Below are 14692 nucleotides of genomic sequence, written 5' to 3'. Positions count from 1 at the left end.
GGCTACTCCTTGGCGCGTTCCACCTTGACCACGCGTCCCTTGTCGATCGCAAGCGCCAGCCGGCCGTGCTTGAGCTTGAGTGCCGCTTCGCCGAATAATTCGCGGCGCCAGCCGTGCAGGGCGGCGACGTCGGCATGATCGTCGGCGGCGATCTGCTCGAGATCGTCGACGGTCGCGATCACCTTGCTTGCGACTGCGTGCCGCTCGGACGTCATCCTGAGCAGCACCTTCAACAGTTCGACGATCGCCGCACCGTTGGAATTGTTGCGCGGCTTCTCGATCTTCGGCAGCTTGGCGAAATCCCGGGCGAGCCCGCGCTGCACGGCGGCAATGATGTCCGTGCCCCATTTCGAGCGCTCAAATCCTTTCGGCAGCGAGCGCAGGTTGGCAAGCTTCTCCAGCGACGTCGGCGCATGCGTTGCGATATCGCCCACCGCCTCGTCCTTCAGCACGCGCGAACGCGGCACGTCGCGGCTCTGCGCCTCCTGCTCGCGCCATGCGGCGACCTCGATCAGCACTGCCAGCTCGCGCGGCTTCCGCACCCTGGTTTTCAGCCGCTCCCAGGCGCGCTCCGGATGGAAGTCGTAGGTGCGTGGCGAGGTCAGGATCTCCATCTCCTCGCTGACCCAGTCGCCGCGGCCGCGCTTCTTCAGGTCGGCATCGAGCGCGCTGAAGACATCGCGCAAATGCGTGACGTCGGAGACCGCGTATTGGGTCTGCTCGGCGCTGAGCGGGCGGCGCGACCAGTCGGTGAAGCGGTGGGTCTTGTCCGGCCGATGGCCGGTGATGCGCTCGACGAGCTGGTCATAGGCGATGCTGTCACCATAGCCGAGCACCATGGCCGCAACCTGCGTGTCGAAGATCGGGTGCGGGATGGTGTTGGCGCGGTGCCAGACGATCTCGATGTCCTGCCGGGCGGCGTGGAATACCTTCAGCACCTGCTCGTTGGCCATCAACTTGAAGAACGGTGTGAGGTCGATGTCGGGGGCGAGCGCGTCGATCACGACGGCCTCGTCCGGGCTCGCCATTTGCAGCACGCAGAGCAGGGGGTAGTAGGTCGTTTCCCGCAGGAACTCGGTGTCGACGGTGATAACGGGGTGGGCGGCCAAGCGGTCGCAGGCCGCCTGCAGTTCCCAGGTGGTGTTAATCAGATCCATGAACAGTCCATGACGCTTCCGACACGCGTTCTGCCGAAAGCGCAGGTATGTCAAGGGGCTTGGCTGCAATTCTGGCCCTGCATAGGCTCAGGTCAGGCCGCGCGGAACGGGCGGCGGACGCCGGGTGGGCGTCGCAGGGCGCGAAAACGGTGGTCGGGCCGTCGCCTTACTCGTGACGACCGTGCCTGGAGGGCCGCCGAGCGGCGGGCATTGCGAGCACGACCAGGCAGAGAGCCACCATCGCCATTCCCACGAATTCAAGAGCAAAGGCTTCCATCGGCAATCTCCCTAACAAAGTCGTAAGACTTGTCGGGATCGGGTTGACGGTCTGTTAAGGGATTTGGTTACCGGCCGTCCGCCGCCGCGATGGTGGATGCCGGGTTAATGGCGGGGCCGCGTGACGGTCGCTGGTGAGGCGGGCACTGATGTCACCCCTCATGGTGAGGAGCGCACCGGGTCCGCGCAAAGCGCGGCCCGATGGCAGGCTCCGCGCATCTCCGGACGCTGCTTCGCATCGCCTTGAGAACCATGAGGCCCCGCCGGTGGCCTCGCCCTTCGAGACGGTCGCTTCGCGACCTCCTCAGGGTGAGGGAATGGCTCGAGTACCCATCCTGCGGCTAACGAATAGCCCGGCAGTGTTGGCTGCCGGGCGCACGTAAATATGCCTACATGAACGCCTCACCCTAGAACACGAAGGCGACCGAAATCCTATCCGGGAAAACACTGGTCAAGCGTCACAGGATCGCCGCGCCAATTCCCGCGATGGCGCTGAAGGCGACGACCACGAGCGGCGGTGCGCGCCAGGCGATGGGCAGCACGAATCCGACGAGGGCAATCGCAAAGTCCGTGGGCGTCTGCACCGTGCTGGTCCAGACCGGATTGTAGAGCGCCGCGCCCAGGATGCCGACGACCGCTGCGTTCACGCCGCGCATCATCGCCTGGGCGCCGGCACGCTTGCGAAAGCTGTCCCAGTACGGCAGCGCTGCCAGGAGGATCAGGACGCCCGGAAGGAATATGCCGAACAAGCCGATGATGGCTCCGGCGATGCCGTGCGGCGACGTTTTGACGACGGCGCCGAGATAGGCGGCGAAGGTGAAGAGCGGTCCGGGGACGGCCTGGGCGGCGCCATAGCCGGTCAGGAATACGTCGTCGCCGACCCAGCCCGGCGTCACCACGGCCTCGCGCAGCAGTGGCAGCACGACATGGCCGCCGCCAAACACGAGCGCGCCGGAGCGATAGAAGGCGTCGAACAAGGCAATGCCCGCGTACGGCCACAGCCGTGCCAGGACCGGCAGGCCGACGAGCAGGATCAGGAACGCCGCCAGTGCGACGAGGGCGGCGGCGCGCGACACCGGCACGGCGAAATGGCTTTCTCCGCTCGGCTGCGCGGCGCGGCAGAGCCATAGTCCGGCCATGCCGCCGAGCAGAATCGCGCCGATCTGCGCTACCGATGATGTGCTGAAGAGGATGATGAGTGCGGCGACCGTCGCGATCGAGGCGCGCTCGCGGTCGGGGCACAGCGTCCGCGCCATGCCCCATACCGCTTGAGCTACGATCGCGACCGCCACGAGTTTGAGGCCGTGCACCAGCCCCGTTCCGACCGGTCCGCTCAAGGCGCTGGCGCCATAGGCAAACAGCAGGAGTGCGACGGCCGATGGCAGCGTGAAGCCCGTCCATGCCGCCAGCGCGCCGCGATAACCTGCGCGCATCAATCCGAGCGAAAATCCGACTTGGCTGCTCGCCGGACCGGGCAGGAATTGGCAGAGCGCCACGAGGTCCGCATAGGATTGTTCGTCGAGCCATTTGCGGCGCTCGACGAACTCGCTACGGAAATAGCCGATATGGGCGATCGGGCCGCCGAACGACGTCAGCCCGAGCTTGAGGAAGACTAGAAGCACTTCGAGCGGCGAGCCCGCGCGCGGAGGTTTGGCCTCGCTGTCTGAAGTCCGCTCAATGTTCATCGTCCAGAATTCCCATCAGACAAGTTCCCGCGCCGGGATCGATGCAGGAACCGCAGTTCTCTTGAACTGTTAACGCGCCAGCCGTGACGCCCGTCCATCGAGTGCGTCGGGCCATCACAACTCAGCATGCAGGAGACTGGTCATGGCAAGTGCCGCCGAACGGGATCCCCGCCATCATACGCAGAAAATGCGAAAGGCGTTACACGACATAAAAACCCACCTTCGCGAGGACATCGCGAAGCTCGATGAACCACAGCTCAAGGCCATGTTCGAGACCTCAGCCGAGGTGATCGGCGGGCTGGAGAAAGCGTTCACGGATTACGAGCAGAAGAACGAAGCGGCTTGGCGCTAGAGCAGGATGACGGCGGGCATCATCCCTGTGAGGAGCCTGTGAGATGAACCGGGATGTCGATATCAGGAAACGCGCTCTGATCACGGGGACTGCCGTGACGGGAATCATCACGACCGCGGGACTGATCCCGCCGTCACTCGCTGTAGCGCGGTCCAAGGAGGAAAAGGAGAAGACAGAGGTCACGCCGCCGGAAGATTTGATGCGCGAGCACGGCGTGCTCGATCGGGTGCTTCTGGTCTACGAAGCGGGGCTCCGCAAGTTTGCCGCTAAGGAGGATTTCGACCCCTCGGTCATGACGCGCGCTGCCGAGATCGTGCGCGACTTCATCCACAACTATCACGAGGAGTCGGAGGAGCACGCGGTCTTTCCACGCTTCAAGAAAGCCGGAAAGATGGTCGATCTCGTCGACACGCTGCTGATCCAGCACAAGGCCGGGCGGGGTGTGACCGAGACGATCCTCCGAACGGCCCCGGGCAGTCGGCAGGATGGCGAGGACCGGCGACAGCTCACCGACTCGGTTCGCGCCTTCATCGCGATGTATCGTCCCCACGCAGCGCGCGAAGACACCGAGCTGTTCCCGATGCTGAGGAGCCTGGTTTCCGCGCATGAGTTCGATGCAATGGCCGAGGATTTCGAGCGAAAGGAACATCAGCTCTTTGGCGACGACGGGTTCGAGATGATGACAAAGCGGGTGGCTGATCTGGAACGACAAACCGGGATCGACGATCTCTCCCAATTCACCCCGCGATGAAACGCGCGCCGCAGTTGCGGCAGATCAATACGAGGTGGGCCAGCGGCACTAGGATATCAATGTAGCCGAACGGCTTGACGGCCAGGTTGTTGAGGTTATGGGGCTCGGCCTCCTAGGCACACCGGGCCCCACCTTAAATCTTCGTAAGATTGAGTGGAGCGAAGTTTGTAGGATGGTAGAGCGAAGCGAAACCCATCATTCGCGGCTTGCTCATCGCGATGGGTTTCGCTTTCGCTCTACCCATCCTCGGGGGAATTATCATCGTTCGATGGTGCCGGTGCGACGGATTTTCTTCTGCAACAGCATGATGCCGTAGAGCAGGGCCTCTGCGGTTGGCGGACAACCGGGGACGTAGATGTCTACCGGGACGATGCGGTCGCAGCCGCGCACGACTGAATAGGAATAGTGATAGTAGCCACCGCCATTGGCGCAGGAGCCCATCGAGATCACGTAGCGCGGCTCCGGCATCTGGTCGTAGACCTTGCGCAAGGCGGGAGCCATCTTGTTGCAGAGGGTTCCCGAGACGATCATCACATCGGACTGTCGCGGTGAGGCGCGTGGCGCGGCGCCGAAACGCTCGATGTCATAGCGTGGCATAGAGACCTGCATCTGTTCGATGGCGCAGCAGGCAAGGCCGAAGGTCATCCACATCAGCGAACCCGATCGCGCCCATGTCACGAGGTCATCGAGCGGCGCGACAAAGTAGCCGCGATCGCCGAGGTTATGCTCTACATTTTCTGCCAGTGACAGGGTGTCCAACATACGCGGTCTCCCAACACTCAGGCGGTATGTCCGCCCGGATCGGCATTCTTTGGCGTCTTCTTGGCCCGTTGCGGCGTCATCCTTGCCGGGTCCGGTTGCCCGGGCACTCCGCGCGGACCGAATTGCTGTCGTTGAAGATCATCCTCGGAGAACTCAGGCTCGACGCCGTTCGGCTCGACGCGCTTTATCGGAGTTCCCGGATCGCGATTGCGCTCGTTCATGTCATGCTCCATCGCTGATGGGTGTCGGGCCAACGACGGGAGCGGCGAATTGTTGCTAAGGAAGGCAGGCAAGCTCAGCGCGTCATTCCGGGATGCGCCGTAAGGCGCAGGCCCGGAATCCATTGGACCGCCTGCGCTGGCGGCGAAATGGATTCCGGGCTCGATGCTTGCGCATCGCCCCGGAATGACGGGGAGGTCGGCTTATGTCCCGCAAAATGTCTGCAGCACGCGCTGATCCGGCAGCGGCGGCTCGGCGTAAGCTGCGTATTGCGGCTGGTCGTCGTAGGGTTTTGACAGCACCGTCAACAGTTCCTCGAACGGCGCGTAGTTGTCATCGTTCGTCGCCGCCGCAATCACTGCTTCGACGCGGTGGTTGCGCGGGATGAAGGCGGGGTTGACGACGCACATGGCCGAGTGGCGCTCGGACGGCGTTTGTGGCTCGAGGGCAAGGCGTTCCCGCCAGCGCGTGGCCCATTCGTCGAAGGCCTGCGGATCCATGAACTGGGCGCGGACGTTCTCGTCGGCCGATGCATCCAGGGCTGCATCGCCGAGGCGGCGGAAGGTGAGGGTGAAGTCGGCCTGGTTTTTCGCCATGGCATCCAGGAGACCCTCGATCAGCGCCTCATCGCCGTCGCGTTCGCTAAACAGGCCGATCTTCCGACGCAGACCCGCTGCATAGGCGGCGCTGAACTTCTCGGAGAAATCGCCGAGGATGAATTGCGCCTGTTCGATCGCCTTCTCCTGGTCGTCGGAGAACAGCGGCAGCAGGCATTCAGCCAATCGCGTCAGATTCCACAGCGCGATCCGCGGCTGGTTGCCATAGGCGTACCGGCCCATCTCGTCGATTGAAGAGTAGACTTGCGCGGGGTTGTAGTCGTCCATGAAGGCGCAGGGGCCGTAGTCGATGGTCTCGCCCGAGATCGAGGTGTTGTCGGTGTTCATCACGCCGTGGATGAAGCCGACCAGGAGCCAGCGCGCGACGAGCTCGGCCTGGCGGGCGACGACGCCTTCGAGCAAAGCGTGATACGGACGATCCGACTTTGCCACTTCAGGATAATGCCTGTTGATCACGTGATCGGCGAGGGCACGCACGCCATCGGTGTCGCCGCGGGCGGCGAAGAATTGGAAGGTGCCGACGCGCACATGGCTCGCCGCCACACGTGTCAGTACGGCGCCCGGAAGCGCGGTCTCGCGGATCACATGTTCGCCGGTGATGACGGCGGCGAGCGAACGCGTCGTGGGAATGCCCAGCGCGAACATCGCTTCGCTGACGATGTATTCGCGCAGGACCGGGCCGAGCGCGGCACGGCCATCGCCGCGGCGGGAGAACGGCGTCGGGCCGGAACCCTTGAGCTGGATGTCGCGGCGGACGCCGTCCCGGTCAATGACCTCGCCGAGCAGGATGGCGCGGCCGTCACCGAGTTGCGGAACGAACTGGCCGAACTGGTGGCCGGCATAGGCCATCGCGATAGGATCGGCGCCCTCGGGCAGGCGCTTGCCGGCGAGGATTTCCGCCCCTTCCGGGGTATCCAGAAGGTCCGGATCGAGCCCGAGTTGAACCGCGAGCGGCCGGTTGAGCTTGATCAGGCGCGGGGCGGCAACCGGAGTCGGCGCGACACGGGCGAAAAAGTTCGCCGGCAGTGCCGCATAGGAGTTCTGGAAGGGGAAATGCACCGTCATGGTCTAAAGATAGGCTCGGGCCCCGATTAGGCAAACACTTCGCGCCATCGGGGCCGAAAATGTCCGGTTCGGGCGCAAATCAGGGCGTTCCCTTGGTTGCCGCACCTCGCGGGCTCGGGTAAACCGACCCCCAAATTCGGGCAGGCCGCTGGCCGCCCGATTCGAACCCTCCGACATCTGTTTGGGAAGTCCATGCATCGCTACCGGTCACATACATGCGGCGCGCTCCGCGAGAGCCACATCGGCGAGACGGTCCGCCTTTCCGGCTGGGTTCATCGCGTTCGCGACCATGGCGGCGTGCTGTTCATCGACCTGCGCGATCATTACGGCATCACGCAATGCGTGGCGGACCCGGATTCGGCGGCGTTCCACGATGCCGAAAAGCTGCGCTCGGAATGGGTGGTGCGGATGGACGGCAAGGTCCGCCGCCGCCCCGAAGGCACCGACAACCCGGAACTTCCGACCGGGCAGGTCGAGATCTATGTCAGCGAGATCGAGGTGCTCGGCCCCGCCGCCGAGCTGCCGCTGCCGGTGTTCGGCGAACAGGAATATCCTGAAGACATAAGGCTTAAGTACCGTTTCCTCGACCTGCGTCGCGAGAAGCTGCACCAGAACATCATGACCCGCGGCGCGATCGTCGATTCCATGCGCAAGCGGATGAAGGAGCAGGGGTTCTTCGAATTCCAGACGCCGATCCTCACCGCATCCTCGCCGGAGGGCGCGCGCGACTTCCTGGTGCCCTCGCGCATCCATCCCGGCAAGTTCTACGCGCTGCCGCAGGCACCGCAGCAGTACAAGCAATTGATCATGATGTCGGGCTTCGATCGCTACTTCCAGATCGCGCCCTGCTTCCGCGACGAGGACCCGCGCGCCGACCGCCTGCCGGGCGAGTTCTACCAGCTCGACGTCGAAATGAGTTTTGTGACTCAGGACGACGTATTTGCGGCGATGGAGCCGGTCATCACGGGCGTGTTCGAGGATTTCGCCAAGGGCAAGCCGGTCACCAAGAACTGGCCGCGGATTCCATTTGCTGAGGCGATCCGCAAATACGGCACCGACAAGCCCGATTTGCGCAACCCGATCATCATGCAGGAGGTCTCCGAGCATTTCCGCGGCTCCGGCTTCAAGGTGTTCGCGCGGATGCTGGAAGACTCGAAGAACCAGGTGTGGGCGATTCCGGCCAAGGGCGGCGGCAGCCGCGCGTTCGCCGACCGCATGAACTCCTGGGCGCAGGGCGAGGGCCAGCCGGGCCTCGGCTACATCTTCTGGCGCGAAGGCGGCGAGGGCGCCGGCCCGCTTGCGAACAACATCGGGCCTGAACGTACCGCTGCGGTCCGTGAGCAGCTCGGTCTGCAGGAAGGCGACGCGGCGTTCTTCGTTGCCGGCGAGCCCGACAAGTTCTGGAAGTTCGCCGGCCTTGCACGGACCAAACTCGGCGAGGAGTTGAACCTGATCGACAAGGACCGGTTCGAGCTGGCCTGGATCGTCGACTTCCCGATGTATGAGTACAACGAGGAAGACAAGAAGGTCGACTTCTCGCACAACCCGTTCTCGATGCCGCAGGGCGGATTGGAAGCGCTGCAGACGCAGGATCCGCTGACCATCAAGGCCTTCCAGTACGACATCGCCTGCAACGGCTATGAGATCGCCTCCGGCGGCATCCGCAACCACAAGCCGGAAGCGATGGTGAAGGCGTTCCAGATCGCGGGCTATGGCGAAGAGGACGTGGTTGAGCGTTTCGGCGGCATGTACCGCGCCTTCCAGTACGGCGCGCCGCCGCATGGCGGCATGGCGGCGGGGCTCGATCGCATCGTGATGCTGCTCTGCGGCACCACGAACCTGCGCGAGATTTCGCTGTTTCCGATGAACCAGCAGGCGGTCGATCTCCTGATGGGGGCGCCGTCGGAAGCCACCACGAAGCAGCTCCGCGAACTTCACATCAGGGTGAATTTGCCCAATAAGTGATGCTCAGAGTCCCGTCGAGGCCTCGACCTGGAATTGCGCGAGTGCGATCAGCGGGTCGGTCTTGAGGAGCTGAACGAGCTGAAGCCCCGGCACCTTGCCGCGGGGCGTCAGTTTGATGATCAGCGTTTGTCCGGGACTCTCGACAAAGCGGACCACGGCGTCCACCGCGGCGGCGGCATCGGGATTGGCGGCGACGGCTTGGCCAAACGCCTTGATCTGGTCGATGATGGCGCCTCTCGCCGCCTCCCGACTGACGTTCTGGGCGCGGGCATACTGCGCAACCGCAAGATCGACGCAGCCGCTGTCGCGCAAGGTCAGCTCGATAGCTCCGGCCTCAATCTGGCCGGCGTGGCTCGCCGCTTGCACCGGATCGGCAGAAAACACACCGCGCGGCACATTGGCGAGCGCGACGTGGACCGATGCCTTCAGCAGGTTGCCGATTTCGAGGCTTGCGGGCGCGAGCACGAAGGCGCCGGACTGTTCGGTCCAGCCGGCGCCGAGATCGACGTCGATGGCCGCCCGGTCGATGCCTGCCGCAACAAACGGCTGCATCGCCGGATCGGTCGCATCGATTGGGACATTCAGCTTCGCGACCAGATGCGCCTTGCTTGGGACGGGGCCGACGAACTGGCCCCAGCCCAGGCTGATGGTGTCGATATTGACGAGCTTGTCGGTGTCGCGGAAGGGCGTGGCCGCGCCCTTGACCTCGATGCCTTCGAGCACCCTGAACAGACCGAAAATTTCATCCGGCGTGGTCCTTGGCTCGGCGTTGGCGCGCGCCGCGAAGCGCATCAATTGCGGGATGTCGAAGGAATTCAGCGCAAGACGGTCGAACCTGAACGGCCCCTTTGGCGTCTCGACGTCCAGGCCCTCAAGCGCCAATTGGCCGCGGCCGTTTTCCAGATTGGCGCGGATCGCCGCCAGCTTGAAAGGCCCCTGCGGCGTCAGCATCGTGTGTCCGCGCAATTCCGCATTGCCGATGCGGATGCCCTCATACACGTCAGCCATCTTCGCCATGATCTGGCGCGCCTGAGCCTGGGTAGGAGGGCCGGCTCCGGGCTGCGGCATCAGCGCGAGGATCGCCGCCAGTTGCAGCTTTGACGGCCGCACGGCGATATCGTCGACCGTGATGCTGTCGATCTGCGCCCGCATGCCCTGGTCGGTGGCCAGCACATAGGGGCCGGCCGAGACTTGCCGGTAGATGCGGTGGTAGCTGTCGTCGTTCGACCTCCCGGGATCGAGCACGGTGCCGGCCGCAGCGGCGTCGAAATCATGGGCGACGAGATTGGAGAGGGTGCCGGTCAGTTTCGCGCGCTTGCCCGCCTGCGGCGTGTTCACCGTGAAGGTGAAGCTGTCCGCCTTGGTGCTGGCGACCTTCCCATCCCTGATGTCTTGCAGCGCAACGCCCGAATAGGCGAACTCGCCACCATCAGGCGTCGCCGCACCGCCATTGATCGTGCCGGTCACCGACGGGATTATGACCGATGAGGCCGCAACCGCAGTGAACTGCTGGAGCGCAAAGCGATAGATGTCGAGCAGGGATTCCGAGGCCGGCAGTTGCGCCGGGGTGGAGGAGCCGGAATAATCCTTCACCGTGAAGCGCGGCACCTTGTAGGTCACCCTGGCCGGGACCTTGTCGGTCACCTCGGTTGCCAGCTCGATATCGGCCAGCTCGATGCTCTCCGCGGAGACGCGGGTCCGGTCGGGCTGGCGGACGCCGGTGGCGGTCAGGCTCGCGATCCGCAGCCGCGCCGGTGGCTGCGCCGCCGATTCGCCCACGATGTCCACGACCGTGACGGTGCGCGCCAGCATATCCACCGTCACCTTGCCATGGCTGGCCTTGCCGCCGGCGGCGCGCACCTGCGCGAAGGCCGCCTCGATGCCGCTGGTCATGCGATGCTGCACGTAGAGATTGAAGCCGAGCAGGCCGGCGGCGGCGACCACGACCGCGGCGATCAGGCCGATCAAGATCCGTATCATCCGGTCAGCTCCGAATTACCGATCATCCCGAGGACAAATTGCCATGTTCTCAAGGGGATGACCGGAGAAGGAAAGGGCGGTATGGCTTCAAATATTGCGCAGGCGGGCGGCTGTTGACGGGAGTGCGATCCGATGTTGCATCGAGGGGGCCCGGCGTGCTTCACATCCGGCTCCATCTGCCGGACAACTGGCCTTGTTAGACTGCATAGAACAAGACTTGCATAGAATAAGAGCTTGAGGCCGGAAACGCGAGAGTACGATGTCATCCTCTTCTGAAGATCTCCATTCGGCGGCGCTGGCCTATCACCGGCTGCCGCGACCGGGCAAACTCGAAATACAGGCGATCAAGCCGCTCGCCAACCAGCGCGACCTGGCGCTCGCCTATTCGCCCGGCGTCGCCGCCGCCTGCACCGAGATCGCAAAGAACCCCGCCGAGGCGGCCTCGCTGACGGCGCGCGCGAACCTGGTCGCGGTGGTCAGCAACGGTACCGCGGTGCTTGGGCTCGGCAATATCGGCCCGCTGGCCTCGAAGCCGGTGATGGAAGGCAAGGCGGTGCTGTTCAAGAAATTCGCCGGCATCGACGTGTTCGACATCGAGATCAAGGCCGACACGATCGAGCGCGTGGTCGAGACGGTGGCGGCGCTGGAGCCGACCTTCGGCGGCATCAATCTGGAGGACATCCGCGGGCCGGAGTGTTTCGAGATCGAGGCGCAGCTCAAGGAGCGGATGAAGATCCCGGTCTTCCATGACGACCAGCACGGCACCGCGATCATCGTCGGGGCTGCGATCGTCAACGCGCTGCTGCTGAACGGCAAGAAGCTGTCCGAGGTGAAGATCGTCTGCTCCGGTGCGGGTGCGGCCGCGATCGCCTGCCTCAACCTGCTGGTGTCGATGGGGGCGCAGCGCAAGAACATCTGGGTCTGCGACATTGACGGCGTCGTCCATGAGGGCCGCAACACCTCGATGGACCGCTGGAAGGCGGTCTATGCGCAGAACACGGATGCGCGGGTGCTGGCCGACGTGATCGGCGGCGCCGACATCTTCCTCGGCCTCTCGGCGCCGAATGTGCTGAAGCCGGAAATGGCAAAGCAGATGGCGGAGAATCCGCTGATCATGGCGCTCGCCAACCCGGTGCCGGAGATCATGCCGGACGAGGCGCGGAAAGCGCGCCCCGACGCCATGATCTGCACGGGACGTTCGGACTTCCCGAACCAGGTCAACAACGTCCTGTGCTTTCCCTTCATCTTCCGCGGCGCGCTCGACGTCGGTGCGACCGCGATCAACGAGGCGATGAAGCATGCGGCGGTCGACGCGATCGCGCAGCTCGCGCGCGATCCGCCCTCGGATGCGGTCGCGTCGCGCTACGACACCGGTGAGACGCAGGGTTTCGGGCCCGGCTCGCTGATCCCAAGCCCGTTCGACCCGCGCCTGATCCTGCGCCTTGCGCCGGCGGTGGCAAGGGCGGCGATGGAATCGGGCGTAGCGACACGGCCGATCAAGAATTTCGACGAATACACCGCGCTGCTCGAGCGCTTCGCCTTCCGCTCCGGCCTCGTCATGAAGCCGATGTTCGCCAAGGCCAAGACGCAGCCGGTGCGCGTGATCTACGCCGAAGGCGAGGACGAGCGCGTGCTGCGCGCCACGCAAGTGGTGCTGGAAGAGAAGCTGGCGCGGCCGATCCTGGTCGGGCGGCCCTCGGTGGTCGAAGCCCGCATCAAGCGGTTCGGCCTTGCGATCCAGGCCGGCAAGGATTTCGACCTCATCAATCCCGAGGACGATCCGCGCTATCGCTCCTATGTGCAGTCCTATATCGAGGTCGCCGGCCGGCGCGGCGTGACGCCGGATGCGGCGCGTACGGTGGTGCGCACAAACAACACTGTCATCGCGGCGCTGGCGGTGGTGCGCGGCGAGGCGGATGCTATGCTGTGCGGCGTCGAAGGCCGCTACATGAGCCATCTGCGCCACGTGCGCGAGATCATCGGCTTCCTGCCTGGCGTCAGCGACTACGCGGCGCTGGCGCTGATGATCTCGACCAAGGGCGCCTATTTCATCGCCGATACGCAGGTACGGCCGAATCCCAGCGCGGAAGAGCTGTCGGAGATGGCCTCGCTCGCAGCGATCCACGTCCAGCGTTTCAACTTCAAGCCCAGGGTCGCGTTCGTGTCGCATTCGGATTTCGGCAGCTACGACACCGAATCCTCGCGCAAGATGCGGCGCGCCACGCAGCTCCTTAAAGAAAAGCATCCGGAGATCGAGGCCGACGGCGAGATGCAGGGCGACACCGCGCTGTCCAAGGCCGTGCGCGACCTGGTGCTGCCGGGATCGAAGCTGGAAGGCGAGGCCAACATCCTGATCATGCCGAATCTCGACGCGGCCAACATCGCCTACCAGATGATCAAGTCGCTGGGAGACGCGCTTCCCGTCGGCCCGATCCTGATAGGCCCGGCGCGGCCGGCGCATATCCTCACGCCGTCGGTGACGGCGCGCGGTGTCCTCAACATGACGGCGGTCGCCGCGGTCGAGGCGCAGGAGCGTGCGGGCCGCGCGCAGCCGACCTTGTTCGGCTAGAGCATGATCCGAAAAGCTCCTGCTCAAACAAGAAGATGAGATCATGATCCGATTCATCGGATCATGATCTTGGCGGAGACGAATTCGAATTGCTCGCGGCAGGCGGAACGACCATAATCGTTCCGGGCTCGGTTCACGACTGCGATCAATGGGGACGACCATGCCGGGGTTCATTGCTTTCGGACGAGTTTTGTTCGCCGTCCTGTTCATCTATTCGGGAGCAACCAAGCTGTTGGCGATCCAGGCGACCGCGGATTCCTTCGCAGCCAAGATCACCATTCCCGAGATTGCAGCGCCCTATGCGCACCAGCTTGAAACCTTGGCGGCAATGCCGATCATGCAGTTGATCGCGATTTCGGTCGGCGTGTTCGAAGTCATCGCCGGCCTGATGATCGCATTGAACTGGCTGGTGCGATTCTTCTCGATCCTGCTCATCATCCTCGTGGTCGGCGCGACCTTCTACTTCCACGATTTCTGGAATCAGCCAGCGCCTGACAACGCCCACACGCTGATGGAGGCGCTGAAGAACCTGTCGATCATCGGCGCGCTGTTCATCCTCGCCGGCTACGGCCGCACGCCGCGGAGCACTGCGGCAGCTTACGGTGATGCGTGAGAGACTTGTAGCCCGGGTGGAGCGGAATGCGTAACCCGGGATGGCGGTATCCGTATTTGCGAGCGGCCCCGGGTTACGCTGGCGCCTCCACCCGGGCTACGGCAGCCTCACGCTGTGTCGCGCCGCCACGGCGTGACGGTGACGCCTTGGTTCGCATCGAGGATTTGCGGCTCGCCCGGCTTCAATCCGTGGGATGCAAGGATCTGCTGCGGCGAGCGGGCAGGGACGCCGGGAAAACAGGGTTCTCCGTCCGGCAGGTTCACCCCCGGCGCCTGCGACAGCCAGAACGTGTCGTAGCGGTCCATGAACATATCGAACACTGAAGGACCGCCGATGATCGCGACAGTGCCGGAGGTGACACCCGCTTGCGCGCTCGCCGCCTCGAACGAAGCGCCGGCGGGATTCCAGAGCGTAGCTTTCGGATTCGCGGGATCGGCCGCGATGGCGGGCACCTTGCGCGTCACGACGATGCGTTTTCGCTGTGGCGAGTTCGGCTGGTCTTCGTAGGAATTGCGGCCATGCACGATCAAGTCGGCACGGTCGAGGGCGGCGGAGAAGAATCTCTTGTCGCCCTCGAATTTCAATTCGTTCGGCATCACATTATTTGCGTTCGCCAGCCGGCCATCGGCGGAGACGATCACATAGCCTTCGAAACGCAACGCCGGCACGACGACTCGGGAG

At 64.2% G+C, this 14692-nt stretch carries 12 protein-coding genes; 5 read left to right on the top strand and 7 right to left on the bottom strand.

All coding sequences use genetic code 11. The features are described from left to right. Positions 1-2: 2 nt before the first annotated feature. Complete coding sequence (gene rnd / locus ACZXDY_RS14620; RefSeq protein ID WP_464345973.1) at positions 3-1157, bottom strand: ribonuclease D; 1155 nt, start codon at positions 1155-1157, stop codon at positions 3-5. A gap of 734 nt (positions 1158-1891) precedes the next feature. After that, the gene (gene chrA, locus ACZXDY_RS14615) at positions 1892-3118 is read right to left on the bottom strand and encodes a chromate efflux transporter (RefSeq protein ID WP_464345972.1); all 1227 of its coding nucleotides are present in this window, start codon (positions 3116-3118) and stop codon (positions 1892-1894) included. Between the two features lie 142 nt (positions 3119-3260). Here chrA and ACZXDY_RS14610 point away from each other — a divergent pair, with 142 nt between their 5' ends. Beyond that, positions 3261-3470: a hypothetical protein gene (locus ACZXDY_RS14610; RefSeq protein WP_028165883.1), complete on the top strand. Its 210-nt coding sequence runs from the start codon at positions 3261-3263 to the stop codon at positions 3468-3470. Between the two features lie 43 nt (positions 3471-3513). Next, positions 3514-4221 (top strand): hemerythrin domain-containing protein, encoded by a 708-nt coding sequence (locus tag ACZXDY_RS14605; RefSeq protein WP_464345971.1) that lies wholly within the window; start codon positions 3514-3516, stop codon positions 4219-4221. A 258-nt stretch (positions 4222-4479) separates the two neighbouring features. On the opposite strand, the gene ACZXDY_RS14600 is transcribed toward ACZXDY_RS14605, so the two are convergent. The 3 genes from ACZXDY_RS14600 to ACZXDY_RS14590 form a co-directional block, all read right to left on the bottom strand. Continuing rightward, positions 4480-4983, bottom strand: a complete 504-nt coding sequence (locus tag ACZXDY_RS14600; protein WP_080663859.1) for a NuoB/complex I 20 kDa subunit family protein — start codon at positions 4981-4983, stop codon at positions 4480-4482. Positions 4984-5000: 17 nt separating this feature from the next. Next, positions 5001-5204: a hypothetical protein gene (locus ACZXDY_RS14595; RefSeq protein WP_051396938.1), complete on the bottom strand. Its 204-nt coding sequence runs from the start codon at positions 5202-5204 to the stop codon at positions 5001-5003. 201 nt (positions 5205-5405) lie between these two features. After that, positions 5406-6884 carry a protein adenylyltransferase SelO gene (locus tag ACZXDY_RS14590; RefSeq protein ID WP_130228056.1) on the bottom strand — a complete coding sequence of 493 codons (1479 nt, stop codon included), beginning with the start codon at positions 6882-6884 and terminating at the stop codon, positions 5406-5408. A gap of 192 nt (positions 6885-7076) precedes the next feature. On the opposite strand from ACZXDY_RS14590, the gene aspS reads away from it, so the two are divergent. Then, positions 7077-8849, top strand: a complete 1773-nt coding sequence (gene aspS, locus ACZXDY_RS14585) for an aspartate--tRNA ligase (RefSeq protein ID WP_208826987.1) — start codon at positions 7077-7079, stop codon at positions 8847-8849. A gap of 3 nt (positions 8850-8852) precedes the next feature. Here aspS and ACZXDY_RS14580 read toward each other — a convergent pair whose 3' ends face one another. Continuing rightward, the gene (locus tag ACZXDY_RS14580) at positions 8853-10829 is read right to left on the bottom strand and encodes a hypothetical protein (protein ID WP_464345970.1); all 1977 of its coding nucleotides are present in this window, start codon (positions 10827-10829) and stop codon (positions 8853-8855) included. A gap of 259 nt (positions 10830-11088) precedes the next feature. On the opposite strand from ACZXDY_RS14580, the gene ACZXDY_RS14575 reads away from it, so the two are divergent. Next, positions 11089-13398, top strand: a complete 2310-nt coding sequence (locus tag ACZXDY_RS14575; RefSeq protein ID WP_464345969.1) for an NADP-dependent malic enzyme — start codon at positions 11089-11091, stop codon at positions 13396-13398. A 160-nt stretch (positions 13399-13558) separates the two neighbouring features. Then, positions 13559-14011 carry a DoxX family protein gene (locus ACZXDY_RS14570; RefSeq protein WP_464345968.1) on the top strand — a complete coding sequence of 151 codons (453 nt, stop codon included), beginning with the start codon at positions 13559-13561 and terminating at the stop codon, positions 14009-14011. A 107-nt stretch (positions 14012-14118) separates the two neighbouring features. On the opposite strand, the gene ACZXDY_RS14565 is transcribed toward ACZXDY_RS14570, so the two are convergent. Beyond that, on the bottom strand, positions 14119-14679 hold the full coding sequence (locus ACZXDY_RS14565; RefSeq protein WP_464345967.1) for a dihydrofolate reductase family protein: 561 nt from the start codon (positions 14677-14679) through the stop codon (positions 14119-14121). Between the last annotated feature and the right edge of the window lie 13 nt (positions 14680-14692).

Source organism: Bradyrhizobium sp. LeoB3 (assembly GCF_055456055.1).
The sequence above is the reverse complement of the archived record's forward strand: the minus strand, read 5'-3'. Positions and strand labels throughout refer to the sequence as shown.

Bases quoted from the DNA above. Each gene is read 5' to 3' on its own strand.
- rnd (WP_464345973.1), bottom strand. From the start codon at position 1,157: ATGGATCTGATTAACACCACCTGGGAACTGCAGGCGGCCTGCGACCGC.
- chrA (WP_464345972.1), bottom strand. From the start codon at position 3,118: ATGAACATTGAGCGGACTTCAGACAGCGAGGCCAAACCTCCGCGCGCG.
- ACZXDY_RS14610 (WP_028165883.1), top strand. From the start codon at position 3,261: ATGGCAAGTGCCGCCGAACGGGATCCCCGCCATCATACGCAGAAAATG.
- ACZXDY_RS14605 (WP_464345971.1), top strand. From the start codon at position 3,514: ATGAACCGGGATGTCGATATCAGGAAACGCGCTCTGATCACGGGGACT.
- ACZXDY_RS14600 (WP_080663859.1), bottom strand. From the start codon at position 4,983: ATGTTGGACACCCTGTCACTGGCAGAAAATGTAGAGCATAACCTCGGC.
- ACZXDY_RS14595 (WP_051396938.1), bottom strand. From the start codon at position 5,204: ATGAACGAGCGCAATCGCGATCCGGGAACTCCGATAAAGCGCGTCGAG.
- ACZXDY_RS14590 (WP_130228056.1), bottom strand. From the start codon at position 6,884: ATGACGGTGCATTTCCCCTTCCAGAACTCCTATGCGGCACTGCCGGCG.
- aspS (WP_208826987.1), top strand. From the start codon at position 7,077: ATGCATCGCTACCGGTCACATACATGCGGCGCGCTCCGCGAGAGCCAC.
- ACZXDY_RS14580 (WP_464345970.1), bottom strand. From the start codon at position 10,829: ATGATACGGATCTTGATCGGCCTGATCGCCGCGGTCGTGGTCGCCGCC.
- ACZXDY_RS14575 (WP_464345969.1), top strand. From the start codon at position 11,089: ATGTCATCCTCTTCTGAAGATCTCCATTCGGCGGCGCTGGCCTATCAC.
- ACZXDY_RS14570 (WP_464345968.1), top strand. From the start codon at position 13,559: ATGCCGGGGTTCATTGCTTTCGGACGAGTTTTGTTCGCCGTCCTGTTC.